This window comes from Schaalia turicensis (genome assembly GCF_019380255.1).
GTDB lineage: Bacteria > Actinomycetota > Actinomycetes > Actinomycetales > Actinomycetaceae > Pauljensenia > Pauljensenia turicensis_A.
Genome location: NZ_CP048928.1, coordinates 1,752,017 through 1,768,207 on the forward strand (window position 1 = coordinate 1,752,017; position 16,191 = coordinate 1,768,207).

Here is a 16,191-nt window from a genome sequence, read left to right on the forward strand (position 1 = left end):
ACGGTTATATGCGCGTTTTCGGCGTGTCCACACGGTTTCTTCACCTAGTAGCGGTCAACAGGGCATACTGTGTGGTGTATCAGTCTCGTATGTCCTATGGCACACGAGTGCTCAATAATGGTTTCGACCTCGTTACCCACGAGGCCACGAGCAGAAAGGAGCCCCGCCACATGATTGGTGACGGTAACTTCATCAGCCAAGTCCCGCTGTTCGGCGGCCTCGATGATTCCCAGCAGATTTCCCTGCAACAGAAGATGGGCCACACGACCCTGCGTCGCGGCGAGACTCTCTTTGACGAGGGCGACCTTGGCGATCGCCTCTACATCATCACCGAAGGCAAGGTGAAGCTCGGTCACACGTCAAACGATGGTCGTGAGTCCCTGCTTGCAGTCCTCGGCCCCGGTGAAATCATTGGTGAACTGACCCTGTTCGATCCGGGTCCGCGTTCCACCACCGCAACTGCCGTTTCCCCGGTTTCGCTGCTCCACCTGGACCACGAAGACCTCATGGAAATCCTCGACACGAACCCGACCCTGGCAAAGCACATGCTGAAGGCACTCGCCCAGCGTCTGCGTCGCACCAACGAGTCTCTGTCCGACCTCGTCTTCTCCGACGTCCCCGGTCGCGTGGCAAAGGCTCTGCTGGATCTGGCAGATCGCTTCGGCACTGCATCCGACAAGGGCGTTCACGTTCCTCACGACCTGACCCAGGAAGAGCTTGCTCAGCTGGTTGGCGCTTCGCGCGAAACCGTGAACAAGTCGCTCGCCGACTTCGTCTCCCGTGGCTGGATCCGCCTGGAAGGTCGCGCAGTGACCCTGCTCGACGTTGACCGCCTGGCACGTCGCGCACGCTGATCTCACAAGGTAACCCTCGGGGTTTATCCTTCATTAGACGCAACTGGGGGGCTCGGAACTTTTAGTTCCGAGCCCCCCAGTCGTATTCAGTCTGTTAAATCCGTCAGCGAAGCGCCAACCGATCAGGCCATCACAGCTCAGTCTTCGATCGGTCGCTTCAAGTAGGCAACCAGATTCTCTGAACCAGTCGGACCGGGGATCACCTGAACGAGCTCCCACCCGTCAGAACCCCACTGGTCAAGAATTGCTTTCGTGGCATGCGTAAGCAACGGAATCGTTGCATATTCCCATTTAGTCATGGCTCAATCCTACGTTCTTCACTGCCACTCGTTCCACGACGGCCACGCCGTCGCGGCCTCGTCAATCAGTGGCATCAAACGAAACTGATGTTCACCCGCGAACGTGCGCAAGCACCCGCGGAACCTTCGCCGCACGAATCTCAGCAGCCAGCGGATCCGGGGAGGACTCCAGCCAGGCCCGCCAATTTTCAACGGTCGTGTAGTGGCGAAGCATTGCGCGTCGCTCACGCTCTGTCAACCCACCCCACACGCCAAAATTGGCTTCGGACTGCAGGGCGTCAGCAAGACATTCCAAACGGACCTCGCACTGCAAACAACGCAGGCGTACCTGGCGCTGCGCAGCCCCTTGAACAAATGAAGCATCAGGTTCAGAGTTTGCACACAGCGCCTTTGCTACCCAACTCTGATCCTGGTCAATGGTGGTCATGAATATGCACTTCCAAATCGCTCGCCTATGAGCTTCCACCTGTGACGATACACACATCCACAGTAATTAACAAACCGAAGATGTCTCGCCCTGGCAGAGAGTCACACAAAAAAGAAGCGTCTGCTCACTGCGGAGCGCTCACCAACACGTATTCTTAACCTATGTCGCACAATCACTCGCGCCTTATCCGGCCCGCACAGCTCGTCGCGCTCCTCGTGGCATTCGTGTCCACGTCAGCACTCATCGGCGTGCTCGGGGCAGGCATGTTCGTCCCGCTCACCGGATCTCTCGCGCTCGCCGCCAAGTCGATGCCGGAAGTTTTCAACGACCTCCCCAGCGAAATTGAAGTCGTCGAGCCCGCAGAAGAATCGCAAATGCTCGATTCAACAGGCGCAGTGATTGCACGCTTCTACGACAAACAGCGCATCGTCGTCCCCTCGGCAAACATCGCCGACATCATGAAGCAAGCCATCGTCACAGTCGAAGACAAGCGCTTCTACGAACACGACGGCGTTGACGCAACCGGCATCGCCCGCGCATTCGTCAACAACTTGGCCGAAACCGGCACCCAGGGCGCATCCACCATTACGCAGCAGTACGTTCGAAACGCCCTCCTTGAAAAGGGCTACTTGGAAGGCGACGCTGAACAGGTCAACGCGGCAACCGAACAGACCGCAGCCCGCAAGCTCCGCGAGATCAAATACGCTCTCGCCCTTGAACGGAAGCTGGACAAAGATCAGGTTCTCACCGGTTACCTCAATATCGCGCCCTTCGGCCCCATCACCTACGGTGTCGAAGCCGCATCGCAGCGCTACTTCTCCAAGAGCGCCTCTGAAATCAACTACCTCGAAGCAGCAATGCTCGCAGGCTTGGTCCAGTCCCCCGTTGAATACAATCCTCTGTCATACCCTGAAGCAGCAAAAGAACGTCGCGACCTTGTTCTTGGCTTGATGCTTGAACAGGAAATCATCACGCAAGAGGAATACGACGCGGGCCTCGCCACCACCATTGAAGACATGTTGAACCCGAACGTCTCCGCCGAAGGATGCTCCGGCGCATCGGGCTCCTCCGCATACTTCTGCGACTACGTCCTGTCACAATTCCTTGCCGATGACACCTACGGCGATACGTCCGCGAAACGCGAACACATGCTGAAGACCGCGGGCATCACGATCCGCACCACCCTTGATCCGACGAAGCAAGCGGCCGCTTGGAACTCACTGACCAGCGCGATCCCCGTCGACGACGCCTCCGACGTTGATACCGCACTGGTGTCCGTTGAGCCCAGCACCGGACACATCCTAGTGATGAGCCAGAACACCAACTACGGTGTTGAAGCCGGCCAGACCATGGCAAACTACGCCGCCGATGGTCAGTTCCAGGTCGGTTCAACCTACAAGGTCTTCACCCTGTTGCAATGGTTCAAGGAAGGCCACAGCGCCTACGAAGCCGTTGGTTCAGCAAACCGCTACTACGGTTCGAACGCCTTCCACTGTGGCGATCAAACGATCAACACCGGCGCCTACAACGTCGTCGACCTTCCCGGCAAGGACGGCGCAATGAACGTCATTCGCGCAACCGGCCTGTCGGTTAACCAAGCGTTCGTGAACATGGCATCGCGCGTTGACTTCTGTCAGATCTTCCAGACTGCCTACGACCTTGGCGTAACCCAGAACGGCGAGGTCGCCGACCTCTTCCCGGCAAACGTCTTGGGCACCTCGTCAACAAACCCGCTTGAAGTTGCCGGTGCTTTCGCTGCGATCGCGAACAACGGTAACTACTGCAAGCCGAACGCGATCCTGTCGGTCACCGACCGCGACGAGAACACGCTGAAGGAATACACGCCCGAATGTAGCCAGGTCATCCCCGAAACCGCCGCCCAGCAGACGGCAACGACGCTGACACAGGCCGTGAGCCAGTACTACACGTCCACACACATCGCTGACGGCCGCCAGTTCGCCGGTAAGTCGGGTACAACGGATAACAACTCGAACACGTGGATGAGCGGTTTCACCCCCTCTCTGGCCACCTCGGCATGGGTTGGCCACGCGAACGCTTCAACCCAGCCCGTTCAAAACGTGACCATCAACGGCGTCTACTACTCCCAGCTTTACGGTGAGACCTTCGTTGGTCGCACCATCTGGGCACCCTACATGTCAGCCGTTATGGCGAACACTCCGATCGAGCCCATGCCGATGGTCAGCATCGGTTCCCCCGCCCCGCAGCCTCGTACTCAGCAGCCCGCAGCTCAGGCAACCGAGCAGTACGAAGAGGAAGACTCCGAATAAGGCAGACCCATGACGTACGACGTGCACACAAGCTCCCTCAACATCGCTGGGCGCGCGTTTAAAGGCGTCGGCTACACGACCCTTGGCATGGGGTTGGCGGGGGCGTCAGCACTCGCCTGGGGCTCGTTTGAACGACGCTGGCCAACATTGCGACACGTCCACGTCACCTTGGATCCATCGCGCAATATCCGGCCACTGACAATCCTTCACGTCTCTGACCTGCACATGTTTCCCGGCCAAGACTTCATCGAAGATTTCCTCAGGAAAGTTACGGCCACAAACCACATTGATTTCGTCGTTTCTACCGGCGATAACTTCTCCAGTGTGGACGGCCTCGTCCCCCTGATGCGCGCCTACAAACCACTGCTGGACTACCCCGGCGCCTACGTGCTCGGCTCGAATGACTACTATTCGCAGATGCCGAAGAGCTGGGCACGCTACCTTGTCGGCGGACACCCTCAAAAGGCGCGCACAACGCCGGACCTGCCGTGGACTGAACTGACTTCCGCATTCCACGAAGCCGGCTGGACGAACCTGACTAACCGCGCAGATACGCTTTCGATTCCCGTTGTCTTAGCACCGGTTGCGCGCGTCTCCTCTTCGTCGACCATCGCACCTGGCGCTTCTTCGCCTTCTATTCACGAGGCCGCGCACACGTCCCAAACGCTCAGCTTTATCGGGACCGACGACGCGCACCTCAACCGCGATCGACTTCCCATCCCGTTGGATTCGTGGGCGAACCAGCAGAACCTGCGTATCGGTCTCACGCACGCTCCATATACGCGCGTTTTGAACGCCATGACGGACGCTGGAGCCGACCTTATCTTCGCCGGTCACACGCACGGCGGTCAGATTGGACTTCCCGGCTTTGGAGCGATCGTGACGAACTGCGACCTCCCACGGAAATACGCAAAAGGGCTGCACTCGTGGCGATATGGCACGCACCAGTCCTTCGTCAATGTCAGTGCCGGACTGGGGACGTCGCGCTACGCGCAGGTTCGTATCGCAACACGCCCCGAGGCCACCCTTCTTTCAATCGCATAGCGTTCACGCAGCCCGTTTGGATAGCGCTACCGGCGAATGATTGCCACGCATTTAGGCTGGGCGCTCGGATCGGGCACTGTGACTTATTCGGCAGACTCTAAGGGCTTTCCGTTTTGTCATCTGGGACTTTGACTCGCTATACTCGAACAGTCGCACGGGGTGTGGCGCAGTTTGGTAGCGCGCTTCGTTCGGGACGAAGAGGTCGTGGGTTCAAATCCCGCCACCCCGACTCGTGTGAGATCCTCCGGCACTGCAGGTGTCGGAGGCTTTTCATTTTTTGGCGACGAAGAGCTTAAACGACAAATGTTATATATCAATCGTTCATCATAGAAGCGTCGAGCAGACAAAACCACCGAATATAAAGAAAACGGCCTCAACCCGCAAGTCCAGACCGTTTCAGTCGAGCCACCTGTGGGAATCGAACCCACGACCTATTCATTACGAGTGAATCGCTCTGCCGACTGAGCTAAGGTGGCCTGTCCGCAATCCCCACAGGGGCGTTCGGACAACGGTATAACCATAGTGTGCGCCACGGGTTTGCCGCAAATGACTACCCAAATTAACCGTTTGGATATTCCTCACATACGAGGCCGCCCGCAATCCGACGACCATCCCACCCGGGGGGCGGAGCCGATCGGCCTCGTGAATCAGGAGGCGGTCACGAACAACTCAAACCGTTGGCCGGAACTGTCCCGTCGACCAAGTAGCCTTCGACTGCATCCACCACGCACGTACTGGCCTTCTTCGAATAGGCGGTGTGCGACCAGCCTTCAACCGAGACCAGCACACCGGACTCCAACTGAGACGCCAAGTTCTGCGCCATCACATACGGAGTCGCAGGATCATGCGTCGTCCCCACCACGACAATCGGCGCGGCACCCTTCGCACTCACCGGCTGGCGAGCCGCATGATCAGTCGGCCACGCACTCAGACCGGCCGACGCATACCCCGCATCCGCGCCGAAGACCGGGAGCGTATCAGCCAGTTTTTCAGCGGCCTGCGCCCACTCTTCCGGGGTGCCAACCGGCTCATAATCAGCGTTATTCACCACGATCAACGCATCCATCGAATTCGACGCGAACGTACCATCATCCTGGCGTTCACTGGACAAGTCCGCGATATACAGCAACTGCGAACCGTCGCTATCCTGTACCGCCTGGCGCACCGCCTCGGTGAGGACAGAATACGAATCGGACGAATACAAGCCCGTAATAATTCCCGTCAACGCCAGATTACGCGTCAACGGACGGTCAGGATCCGAAGTCTCAAGTGGCTGATCGGCGACAGCATCAAGGAAGGCCACAAGATCAGCGACCGCGTCATCAACGCTTCCGCTGAACGGGCAATCCTTCCCCGCAACACATTCTTCAAGCCAATGGCGCGCGGACGCTTCAAAACCTTCCATCTGAAGATCCGACACCTGGTTGATATCCATCGCTGGATCAATCGCACCATCAAGAACGAAACGCCCCACCTTGTCAGCGAACATATCGGCGTAGAGCGCGCCAACGAACGTGCCGTAGGAATACCCAAGGTAGTTCAGCTTCTCTTGCCCAAGAATTGCACGAGCCATGTCGAAATCCTTCGCCACGGACACCGTATCGATGTGCTTGTAGACGTTCCCGGACAGTTGCTGGCAACCATCGGCGATCCTGGCGCTCAGCTTTTCGGCGTGCGCGATGATCTCAGCGGGATCCATAGTGCGACCGGAGACACCTTCGCCAGCAGTCCCGCCATCGCCCAGCGTGCCATCCGTCGCGTAGGCATCACGCTGGGCATCCGTCATGCAGATCGCGGGGGACGAGGCGCCAACGCCACGAGGATCCAGAGCAACGATGTCATAAGTCTTCACAACCGCATCGCCCAAACCATCGTTTACTTGGCCGACCAGTGACGACACGGCAGCGCCACCCGGACCACCAAGATTGTAGAAAAGCGCCGGAGCATCCTCGACCCCACTGCGATGCACTGCGATCGACAGCGTAATTTGCTCGCCTGAGGGCTCGTCCCAGTCCAGTGGCGCGTACAGCGTTGCGCACTGATAGTTCTGCGGATCGGAAGGAGGCACCGACGAACCGTCGGAAATCTGTTGTGTCGAGCAATCGCCCCAGTTGATTGTCTGACGATAGAAATCATCGATCGATGTGCCCGAAACGGCGTTCGGTTCGGAGGGGCGGATGGAGCTCTCGGAATAGCGGAAGCTGTTAATCAGGAGCATTGCCGCGTTCACAATGAACGGCAACGCCAAGACAACGACGCCAACAATCGCAACAATCGCTATTCGACGCTTCGACTTCACAATCATAGGACAAGGATATGGGAGTCCTCGTCGGAGTGAGTGCTTGGGCTGACGTTAAGCCTGGGGACGAAGCGATACTGCCATCGCTTCGAGCACAAGAAGTGCCTGTCCGTTCGACACAAGGCGCTTGCGGGCTTCTTCAATTGCGGCAACGCGACCCATTGTCTGACGAGGCGTCGAATCGGACGCCAGTTCGTAAACCAAATCTTCAAGATCAGCATTCACCAACTGTTGACCGGTCCCCAACTGCACCATCAGCACATCGCGATAGATCGCGAGCAAATCAACGAGCGCACGATCTAACGCATCGGTCAGAGCGCGCTTGGAACGACGCTTCTGGTCGTCTTCCAGTTGTTTGAGCATCACTCTTTGCTGACGGTCAGGTCGCTCGGATTCGTCCATGCCGAGCTGGCGAAGCAAAGCTGCTTTCTCGCGCGCGTTTCGTTCAAGAGTCTGCGCATCAGCTTGCGCCTGCGCTGTCTTCAAAAGACCTTCGGCAGCGAAAACTGCTTCTCCCACGGAGCGAACGCGAACCGGTGCGGTCATAATCTGACGACGGCGCTCACGCATTTCAGGGTCTTTCGCCAGCGCCCTCGCCAACCCGATATGCGACTGGGCGGTGCGGGCGGCGCTGATCGCGCTCTGCCGGTCTGCCACGCCTTCCCTGACAAGCAGGTCAGCGACCGCTTCCACGGATGGAATACGGAGCCCAAGGTGACGGCAACGCGAACGAATCGTCGTAATCATGTCTTCTGGGCTGGGAGAACAGAGGAGCCAGACGGTGCGAGCGGGCGGTTCTTCAATGGCTTTCAGTAGCGCGTTCGCGCCGGCTTCAGTCAGACGATCCGCATCTTCAACGATGATGACGCGCCAACGTCCCTGCGAGGGTGCTGACTGAGCGTGGAGAACCAGAGAACGCGCGGTATCGACAGAAATGACGCTGGCTTCTGTGGCCACAAGGTGCACGTCAGCATTCGATCCGTTCATCGTTGTTATGCAACCTGGGCAGTGTCCTGCACCCATGTCGGCTTCGGTGCATTGGAGGGCTGCCGCGAATGCCCTGGCAGCAACCGAACGACCCGAACCGGGCGGTCCGGTAATCAGCCACGCGTGGCTCATCGCGCGAGAAGCGTCATCGCCGGCCGAATCGATATCGTCATCGGAGGGGTCGGCTGAAGTGCGATCCGCCTGGGAGGGATCAACAGACGCGTGCGCATATCCCCCATCGACGAGGCCACGCGCACCTAGCGCAGCACCTCGAAGGATCTCGACGGCGGCTTCTTGGCCGACGAGTTCATCCCAGACGTGTGCTCCACGGAGCGCCATTAGGCTTTATCTTCTTCTGCGGATGGCCACAGGGGCGCCTGTCCTGCAAGGATTCCAAGCATTGACTTCTTCTTGGATGACTTCGAAGACTGAGCGCCGGACTTTGTCTTGGCTTTCGGCGCCGAGTGCGACACCACCTTCGCGTTATCCGTAGTCAACGGTTCGGCAGATTTGTCGACCGGTCGAGAAGGTTGATCGACGGCGGTTTCATCATCCACGTGTTGAACAACGCCAGAGCCGAAGCGTTCTTCAAGGACACCACGGATTTCGGAAAAGACTTCGTCGGGCGTGCCAACGCCGTCGATCACGATAATGCGTTCAGGTTCAGCATCGGCCAAACGCAGGTATTCGTGGCGGACGCGCTCATGGAAGTCCGTGGATTCGCGTTCCATGCGGTCGGGGGCGTCCGTGCGACGACGGGCTCCCACTTCTGGAGGCAGGTCGAGCAGGAAGGTCAGGGTCGGATCTAGGCTCTGGGTTGCCCACATGGACAGGGAACGAATTTCGTCAACACCAAGCGATCGAGCGGCCCCTTGGTATGCGAGTGACGAATCGATATAGCGATCAGCCAATACGACCTCACCGGCTGCAAGAGCTGGACGGATCAGGGTAGCAACGTGATAGGCGCGATCCGCTGCATACAGTAGGGCTTCGGTCTGAGGATCGATGTCTTCGGGACCGTTTTGAACCATCTGACGGATCTGAACGCCAAGCTCGGTACCGCCGGGCTCACGGGTGACCTTGACGGTACGACCACGCTCGATAAACCAGTCACGAACGCGCTGGATCTGCGTTGATTTTCCAGCTCCGTCGCCACCTTCGAAGGTGATAAACACACCCTCAGCGCTCATCCCCATACTCCCGTCTACCGTCATGCTTTCAATCGTCGCATGACCTGCCCTGTTTTGGAACAAAGACATGTGTTCGTCGCATGCACGTCACTGCAGGCCCCGGTGTTCAGTTCCTGCCGATGCGCACCGGTCGACCACTACTTCGTTGTCTTCTTTGCAGCAGTTTTCTTTGTTGTTGTCTTACGTGTCGTGGTCTTCTTTGTGCTCGACTTCTTCGCGGTCGCACGACCTCGCTTCGGAGCCGGCCCCTTTGCACGCTTATCGGCAAGTAGCATGAAGGCACGTTCTTCGGTCAGGTCTTCGACGCTTTCTGCACGAGGCACCGTCACGTTCGTTTCTCCGTCTGTCACGTACGGACCGAAACGACCGTCCTTCACCGTGACCTTCTTACCGGACACCGGGTCTTCACCGAACTCGCGAAGCGGTGGCTTTGCAGCGCCTCGACCGCGAACTTTCGGCTGAGCGTAGATCGCAAGAGCCTCGTCCACCGTGATCGTGAGCAACTGTTCTTCCGACGCCAGCGTGCGCGAGTCGCTCCCCTTCTTCAGGTACGGACCATAGCGACCGTTCTGAGCGGTAATCACTTCCTGCGTTTCCGGATCAACACCGACCTCGCGCGGAAGCGAAAGCAGTTGGAGAGCCTGTTCAAGGGTCACCGTCGACAGGTCCATGCTCTTAAACAGCGATGCGGTTCGAGGCTTCGGTGCAGCCTTCTTGCGTCCCCTCGCAGTCGTGGCTTCTGTTTCTTCCGGTTCGGGAAGAATCTCGGTGATGTAAGGGCCAAAACGGCCGTTTTTTGCCACCAGCGTGTGACCGGTTTGCGGATCAACACCCAGCTCGCGACCATCATCTGCAGCAAGAGCGAACAGTTCGGAGATCTTTTCGGCGTTGACCTCATCGGGAGCAACGTCTTCGGGCAGGTTGGCGCGCGTGCCATCAGCCTTTTCAAGGTACGGGCCATAGCGACCCACGCGAACAACCACGTCATCACCAACAGGCTGCGAGTTCACGGCGCGAGCATCGATATCGTCGCCGAGTGATTCGACCTGATACTTCAAGCCGTCTTCATCGCCCTTGCCATTTTCACCCAGGTAAAAACCGGTGAGGAAGTCAGCACCCTTTTCTTCACCGGTAGCGATGCGGTCAAGATCCGTTTCCATAGACGCGGTGAAGTCGTAGTCAACCAATCCAGGCAGGCTCTCTTCCAGCAGACGCGTGACCGAGAATGCCAACCATGTCGGCACAAGGTACTGACCGCGGTGCGTGATGTATCCGCGGTCACCGATCGTCTGGATCGTTGCCGCATACGTGGAAGGACGACCGATGCCACGCTCTTCCATAGTCTTGACCAGAGTTGCTTCGGTGTAGCGACCCGGAGGCTGAGTCTCGTGTCTTTCAGCAATTGCTTCCACGACGTTTGCACTATCGCCTTCGGAGACGTTCGGCAGAGTTGCTTCTGCTTCACTGTCCTTTTCAGCGTCGTAACGACCTTTGTCACGGCCTTCTTCGTAGGCTTGACGGAAGCCGGGCTCGGTGATGACCGTGCCAGAGGCGGAAGAAACAACAGAGTGCGCACCATCGGATGTGACAATGTCGGTAGCAACACGAATCGTCGCGGTAAAACCGACAGCGTCGGTCATCTGCGAGGCAACCGTACGCTTCCAGATCAAGTCATAGAGAGCCAACTGCTGACGGCTCAACTGACCTGCAACCTGTGCGGGGGTACGGAAGTGATCGCCGGCGGGGCGGATAGCTTCGTGAGCTTCCTGTGCTCCCTTCGCAACCTTGCCGTACACGCGAGGCTTCTCGGGGACAGAGGCGGCACCGTAAAGTTCTGCGACCTGCGCTCGAGCCGCGGCAATGGCTTGGCCGGACAGTGCAGTCGAGTCAGTTCGCATGTAGGTGATGTAACCGGACTCGTACAGAGACTGAGCGGTACGCATTGTCGACGAGGCATTCCAGTGCAGCTTTCGCGAGGCTTCCTGCTGCAGTGTGGACGTCGTGAACGGCGCTGCCGGACGACGACGATACGGCTTCTGCGTGACCGAATCAATAACCGACGTCGTGGATGCTTCCAACGCGGTGGCGAGATCTCGAGCGAGTGCCTCGTTCAGGTGCAGGACGTCAGCCTTTTCCGACTTGTCCTTCAGAACACCCTTCTCGCTGAAGTCGGAACCTGTTGCTACGGATCGACCATCAACGTGCGTTACCTTCGCGTTGAACGCGTCGCCTGCTTCGATGCGGGTCTGGATTGACCAGTATTCAGCGGAAATGTGGGCAATACGGTCACGTTCACGATCCACGACCAGACGGGTTGCCACTGACTGCACGCGACCAGCCGACAGGGAAGGACGGATCTTGCGCCAGAGCAGAGGCGAGACCTCGTAGCCGTACAGGCGGTCAAGGATTCGACGGGTTTCCTGCGCATCGACGAGCGCCGTATCGAGCTCACGAGTGTTCTCAAGCGCGCGAGTAATCGCTTCCTTTGTGATTTCGTGGAAGACCATACGCTTAACCGGCACCTTCGGTTTCAACACCTGCAGAAGGTGCCATGCGATTGCTTCACCTTCGCGGTCCTCATCAGTTGCCAGGAAGAGTTCGTCGGCTTCTTTCAGCGCACGCCTGAGTTCGGTGACCTTTTTCTTCTTGTCCGGGTTGACCGCATAGTAAGGGGTAAAACCGTGCTCGACATCGACGGCGAAGCGACCGTAGGGGCCCTTCTTCATGTCGGTCGGAAGCTCCTTCGGCTGAGGCAAGTCACGAATGTGCCCAATTGATGCGGTCACATGGTAGTCGGGACCTAGGTATCCCTCGATGGTCGCAGCCTTCGCGGGAGACTCCACGATGACCAGCTTTGACGCTCCCATGACTCACCCTTTCGGTGCCTAATTTGAATTCAACGAAAATCGTCGCGCTTGCCTGACCTTACAACGGACCCGGCAAATTTCGCGCACTGTCCACTCGGTGTCAACGAAAGTCCACTAGACGGTCGACTGCTTGCTACACGTCGCAATTTCAAGCATTCCTGCCCGAATCAGGGCTCGAAGCGGAGTGTCGACTTCCGCGCGAACGTCTGAGATTTCACGGTCAGTGAGCATCGCCACGGCCGCACTGATCTGCCCGACCTCTAGTTCGCCGTCGCACGCCCCAACAATCGCTGACACGGCGGTACCGACCATGATGGATCGTCCAAGTCCACTGCCCTGATGCATGATCATGACGTTCGGATCAGGGGTACCTGGAACAAAGTGGCGTTCTTCAGTCACGTCATCGGCACGAACCAGAGTCAGCGCACCAAGATCGTCCGGAAGGCGCAACGCATCCAACGTGCGCTCGACATCTGCTCCTAACGGCCTGCGCCCAGTGAGTTCAAGATCGAAGTGCTGGATTCCGCGAGCGCCACCCGCTTCGTCCGCGTCCAGTCGTCGCATGGCAACAAACCCCATGCCGACTGCGCCGACGTTCGCGCTGTCAAAGTCGGCGAGCCATTTCGCGTATGCGATTTCTCGCTTCGAATCTACGAGGCCGAAAGGATCCTCGACACCGACCATCGCTCCGGATTCGCCAATGTCCAGTTCAGCATCCGCTTCAGAATCCGCGTCGTGGGGATCAGCATCTTGAAGCCACATTTCCACGTACTGCGCGGGGTCCAAGACATCGCGCTGGACAATCCACGCGTCCACGGGCCGGTCGGAGAACCACGGCTTCAGACGATCTGACCACCCAGAATCGGGATCCACATCCGCGGGGATCTCCCAGTTCCCAATCATCTGCATATACCCGCCGGGCACCAGATAATCTGGGCCCGCCTGGATTACGGTGCGAACTAGTTCGTCACGACTCATCCCGCCATCGCGATATTCCAGCAGATCGTCGCCATCTCCGCGCAGAACATCAGGAGTAATAACGAAGGGAGGGTTCGTCACGATCAGATCAAAGGTCTGTCCAGCAACGGGTTCAAAAAGCGAACCCGCACGCACCTCAATCTGCATGTCATTCAACGCCGCATTAAAGCGTGTGAACTGGCACGCGCGCTCTGACAGGTCAGTCGCCACAACACGTTCACAATGAGTTGCCAAGTGCATCGCCTGGATTCCGCAACCACACCCCATATCGAGGGCAGACGTAAAGGGCTTTCGGATCGTCATCTCAAGCAGACTGGTGGATGCTCCACCCACACCCAACACGTGGTCAGGGCGAAGAGCTCCGCCTGTCACCATTGACGTTAGATCTGAGGCAATCCACCAATTCAGCTGTCGAGTCGAATCGGAATCTGACCCACCGCCGACCATAACGTCGGGAATCACAGCGCTGTAGGGGCGCAGGTCAACCGTCGCGCGGTAGCGCGACGGAGAGCTCGAGTCGGCCACGGGTTGCGCAAGACCCAGCGACACGGCACCGGCGACGCCACACGTGGGAAGTGCCTGATCCAGCTGCTGGCCCGCCACCGTATCGCCCAACATGAAGAGCCTGGTCAAAACAGAGATCGGAGCGGTCTGAGCCCTCAGTTCAACCAACGCAGGCACACGCTGTTCACGCCCCAAGGCCGTAAGAGCACGTTGCGACACAACCTGCTTCAGAGCATCGACGTACCAGCCGGCATCATCAAAGTCAGAGCGCAGACACGCGATCAGTGCCGGATCAACGATCGGCGTATTGGCAACAGCCACTTCGGATTCGTTCATGACACCAACACTAGTTGCCACCATGGACAAATCGAATTGCACAAACCGCGCCCTGTGAACACGCAAACTTGTATCCACACGCGTGGCCTCGTCACTGAATCACCAACAACCAGCGGAAAGCGATCGTACTCAACACAACCACGCACCAACTCCTTGCGCATTCACTCCCACACCCGTCCTCGCTACACGCAGGCACCCCAACGCTGGCATGATGAGACGTACACACCGTCTACTTCAAGGACAAACATGGCCGGCGGACTCATCGCACTTCTCGACGACATTGCCACGCTCGCGAAAGCAACAGCATCATCCCTCGATGACATTGCTGTCGGCGCTGCAAAAGCATCGTCGAAAGCCGTTGGCGTCGTCATCGACGACACTGCCATCACCCCGCAGTATGTAGCTGGCCTTGACCCGAGTCGTGAAATCCCGATCATCAAGAAGATCGCGCGCGCATCCCTTATTAACAAGCTCGCCATCATCCTGCCGGTCGCATTGATCCTCACCTGGCTGGCCCCCTGGCTTCTGCCTGTCATCCTCATTATCGGCGGCTCGTATCTCTGCTTCGAAGGCGGAGAAAAAGCTCTCGCCAAGCTCCACCTCTATCCCGAACACGTTGACCACAAGGACTCAGCGACCTCCGTTACTCCTGAAGAAATTGAGATGGGCATCGTTTCTTCCGCCACTCGCACTGACCTGATTCTTTCCGCGGAAATCATGCTTATTTCGCTGGCCGACGTCACCACCACCTCCAACCTCATCAAAGTTGGCATCATGGTCGGCGTCGCCTTCTTCATGACCTTCTTCGTCTACGGAATCGTCGCTGTCCTGGTCAAAATGGATGACCTTGGTCTACGCCTCGCAGAAAAGAAGGGTGGCATTGCCAGCTTTGGACGAGGCCTCGTTTCCATCATGCCGAAGGTCTTCACCGTCATCGGAATCGTCGGCACGGTCGCTATGCTCTGGGTCGGCGGACACATCGTCATCTCCTCCCTCAATACCCTCGGCTTCACCGTGCTCCATCACATCGTCGAGCACGGCGTCTCCTACGTCGAACACCTCGGTGGCACCGCCGCATGGACCGCCGAAACCGTCCAATCCGGCATCTTCGGCATGATCTGGGGCATCGTCCTGGCCTACATTTGGCTCGGGTTTTCCAGCGTCATCAAGCGGGTGCGCCACACCAAGTAAGGGCATCGACGAGGCCCCAACGCAACACCTCCATCAGCAGAGGCGAGCTCGCGCACCAATTGCGCCAAGACCTACGACAGGCGGGCGCGGCCTCGTGAAACCACACCCGTTGCACCCAACGCGCGTTTTATTCCCAGCCGGCAATGGCTGAAACCTCACGTCCATGTTCCACCGTTCCCGTAGCAAAAGGGGACTAAAGCCCTGTACCCTCGAAAGTGTGAACGGCAGTCGCGGCACTGCCATTAAATACCTAACGAAGGAGACGCAATGACCGTCTACACGCTCCCCGAGCTCCCCTACGACTACGCAGCACTCGAGCCGCACATCTCCGGCACAATCATGGAACTGCACCATGACAAGCACCACGCAAACTACGTCGGTGGCGCAAACACCGCCCTTGAGAAGCTCGAAGCAGCACGCGAATCCGGCGACTTCGCCGCCATCAACCTGTACGAGAAGAACCTTGCGTTCAACCTCGGTGGCCACACCAACCACACCATCTTCTGGCAGAACATGACCCCCGACGGCCAGGGTCGCCCCGAAGGCGAACTCGCCGCAGCAATCGACGAATACTTCGGCTCCTTCGAGAAGTTCCAGGGCCAGTTCGCAGCAGCGGCTCTCGGCCTGCAGGGCTCCGGCTGGGGCATCCTCGCATGGGATGCACTCGCTGGCCGTCTGGTCACCTTCCAGCTGACCGACCAGCAGGGTAACATCCCGGTCGCCACCGTCCCGCTACTCATGCTGGATATGTGGGAGCACGCCTTCTACCTCGACTACCAGAACGTCAAGGCAGACTACGTCAAGGCATGGTGGAACATCGTCAACTGGGACGACGTCGCAGCACGCTTCGAGCGCGCCCGCACCCAGTACACCGGCCTGGTTGTCGCCTGACGCCTGCCTAGTCTCTGACTAACAAAGCAGAGCCCC

At 58.3% G+C, this 16,191-nt stretch carries 12 protein-coding genes and 2 tRNA genes; 6 read left to right on the forward strand and 8 right to left on the reverse strand.

Annotated features, from left to right (window positions below; translation table 11 throughout):
- Positions 1-170: 170 nt before the first annotated feature.
- Complete coding sequence (locus G5S47_RS07675; RefSeq protein WP_040318335.1) at positions 171-854, forward strand: Crp/Fnr family transcriptional regulator; 684 nt, start codon at positions 171-173, stop codon at positions 852-854.
- Positions 855-991: 137 nt separating this feature from the next.
- Here the strand turns inward: G5S47_RS07675 and sp36 are convergent, their stop codons facing one another.
- Together sp36 and G5S47_RS07685 are read right to left on the reverse strand one after the other, a co-directional pair.
- On the reverse strand, positions 992-1,153 hold the full coding sequence (gene sp36 / locus G5S47_RS07680; protein ID WP_006680451.1) for a Sp36 family protein: 162 nt from the start codon (positions 1,151-1,153) through the stop codon (positions 992-994).
- Positions 1,154-1,244: 91 nt separating this feature from the next.
- On the reverse strand, positions 1,245-1,580 hold the full coding sequence (locus G5S47_RS07685; RefSeq protein ID WP_006680452.1) for a WhiB family transcriptional regulator: 336 nt from the start codon (positions 1,578-1,580) through the stop codon (positions 1,245-1,247).
- A gap of 161 nt (positions 1,581-1,741) precedes the next feature.
- Here G5S47_RS07685 and G5S47_RS07690 point away from each other — a divergent pair, with 161 nt between their 5' ends.
- The 3 genes from G5S47_RS07690 to G5S47_RS07700 all read left to right on the forward strand — a co-directional run bounded on the left by G5S47_RS07690 (position 1,742) and on the right by G5S47_RS07700 (position 5,141).
- Entirely contained in the window at positions 1,742-3,868 is a 2,127-nt protein-coding gene (locus tag G5S47_RS07690) for a transglycosylase domain-containing protein (RefSeq protein WP_179370028.1), read from the forward strand.
- 9 nt (positions 3,869-3,877) lie between these two features.
- Positions 3,878-4,912, forward strand: coding sequence for a metallophosphoesterase (locus G5S47_RS07695; protein WP_219585512.1), 1,035 nt, complete (start codon positions 3,878-3,880; stop codon positions 4,910-4,912).
- 155 nt (positions 4,913-5,067) lie between these two features.
- Positions 5,068-5,141, forward strand: a tRNA-Pro gene (locus G5S47_RS07700).
- A 174-nt stretch (positions 5,142-5,315) separates the two neighbouring features.
- Here G5S47_RS07700 and G5S47_RS07705 read toward each other — a convergent pair.
- The 6 genes from G5S47_RS07705 to G5S47_RS07730 all read right to left on the reverse strand — a co-directional run bounded on the left by G5S47_RS07705 (position 5,316) and on the right by G5S47_RS07730 (position 14,073).
- A tRNA-Thr gene (locus G5S47_RS07705) sits at positions 5,316-5,388 on the reverse strand.
- Positions 5,389-5,570: 182 nt separating this feature from the next.
- On the reverse strand, positions 5,571-7,217 hold the full coding sequence (locus G5S47_RS07710; protein WP_219585513.1) for an alpha/beta hydrolase: 1,647 nt from the start codon (positions 7,215-7,217) through the stop codon (positions 5,571-5,573).
- Positions 7,218-7,265: 48 nt separating this feature from the next.
- Positions 7,266-8,537, reverse strand: a complete 1,272-nt coding sequence (locus G5S47_RS07715) for a DNA polymerase III subunit delta' (RefSeq protein ID WP_006680500.1) — start codon at positions 8,535-8,537, stop codon at positions 7,266-7,268.
- On the reverse strand, positions 8,537-9,388 hold the full coding sequence (gene tmk, locus G5S47_RS07720; RefSeq protein ID WP_219585889.1) for a dTMP kinase: 852 nt from the start codon (positions 9,386-9,388) through the stop codon (positions 8,537-8,539). The genes G5S47_RS07715 and tmk overlap by 1 nt, the downstream gene beginning before the upstream one ends.
- 137 nt (positions 9,389-9,525) lie before the next feature.
- The gene (topA, locus tag G5S47_RS07725; protein WP_219585514.1) at positions 9,526-12,255 is read right to left on the reverse strand and encodes a type I DNA topoisomerase; all 2,730 of its coding nucleotides are present in this window, start codon (positions 12,253-12,255) and stop codon (positions 9,526-9,528) included.
- A gap of 114 nt (positions 12,256-12,369) precedes the next feature.
- Positions 12,370-14,073: a DUF7059 domain-containing protein gene (locus tag G5S47_RS07730; protein ID WP_257878446.1), complete on the reverse strand. Its 1,704-nt coding sequence runs from the start codon at positions 14,071-14,073 to the stop codon at positions 12,370-12,372.
- A gap of 246 nt (positions 14,074-14,319) precedes the next feature.
- Between G5S47_RS07730 and G5S47_RS07735 the strand changes: the two genes are divergently transcribed.
- Both G5S47_RS07735 and G5S47_RS07740 read left to right on the forward strand, forming a co-directional pair.
- Positions 14,320-15,264: a DUF808 domain-containing protein gene (locus G5S47_RS07735; protein ID WP_103632931.1), complete on the forward strand. Its 945-nt coding sequence runs from the start codon at positions 14,320-14,322 to the stop codon at positions 15,262-15,264.
- 267 nt (positions 15,265-15,531) lie between these two features.
- Positions 15,532-16,155 carry a superoxide dismutase gene (locus G5S47_RS07740; RefSeq protein ID WP_006680505.1) on the forward strand — a complete coding sequence of 208 codons (624 nt, stop codon included), beginning with the start codon at positions 15,532-15,534 and terminating at the stop codon, positions 16,153-16,155.
- The last annotated feature ends 36 nt before the right edge of the window (positions 16,156-16,191 follow it).

Bases quoted from the DNA above. Each gene is read 5' to 3' on its own strand.
- G5S47_RS07675 (WP_040318335.1), top strand. From the start codon at position 171: ATGATTGGTGACGGTAACTTCATCAGCCAAGTCCCGCTGTTCGGCGGC.
- sp36 (WP_006680451.1), bottom strand. From the start codon at position 1,153: ATGACTAAATGGGAATATGCAACGATTCCGTTGCTTACGCATGCCACG.
- G5S47_RS07685 (WP_006680452.1), bottom strand. From the start codon at position 1,580: ATGACCACCATTGACCAGGATCAGAGTTGGGTAGCAAAGGCGCTGTGT.
- G5S47_RS07690 (WP_179370028.1), top strand. From the start codon at position 1,742: ATGTCGCACAATCACTCGCGCCTTATCCGGCCCGCACAGCTCGTCGCG.
- G5S47_RS07695 (WP_219585512.1), top strand. From the start codon at position 3,878: ATGACGTACGACGTGCACACAAGCTCCCTCAACATCGCTGGGCGCGCG.
- G5S47_RS07710 (WP_219585513.1), bottom strand. From the start codon at position 7,217: ATGATTGTGAAGTCGAAGCGTCGAATAGCGATTGTTGCGATTGTTGGC.
- G5S47_RS07715 (WP_006680500.1), bottom strand. From the start codon at position 8,537: ATGGCGCTCCGTGGAGCACACGTCTGGGATGAACTCGTCGGCCAAGAA.
- tmk (WP_219585889.1), bottom strand. From the start codon at position 9,388: ATGAGCGCTGAGGGTGTGTTTATCACCTTCGAAGGTGGCGACGGAGCT.
- topA (WP_219585514.1), bottom strand. From the start codon at position 12,255: ATGGGAGCGTCAAAGCTGGTCATCGTGGAGTCTCCCGCGAAGGCTGCG.
- G5S47_RS07730 (WP_257878446.1), bottom strand. From the start codon at position 14,073: ATGAACGAATCCGAAGTGGCTGTTGCCAATACGCCGATCGTTGATCCG.
- G5S47_RS07735 (WP_103632931.1), top strand. From the start codon at position 14,320: ATGGCCGGCGGACTCATCGCACTTCTCGACGACATTGCCACGCTCGCG.
- G5S47_RS07740 (WP_006680505.1), top strand. From the start codon at position 15,532: ATGACCGTCTACACGCTCCCCGAGCTCCCCTACGACTACGCAGCACTC.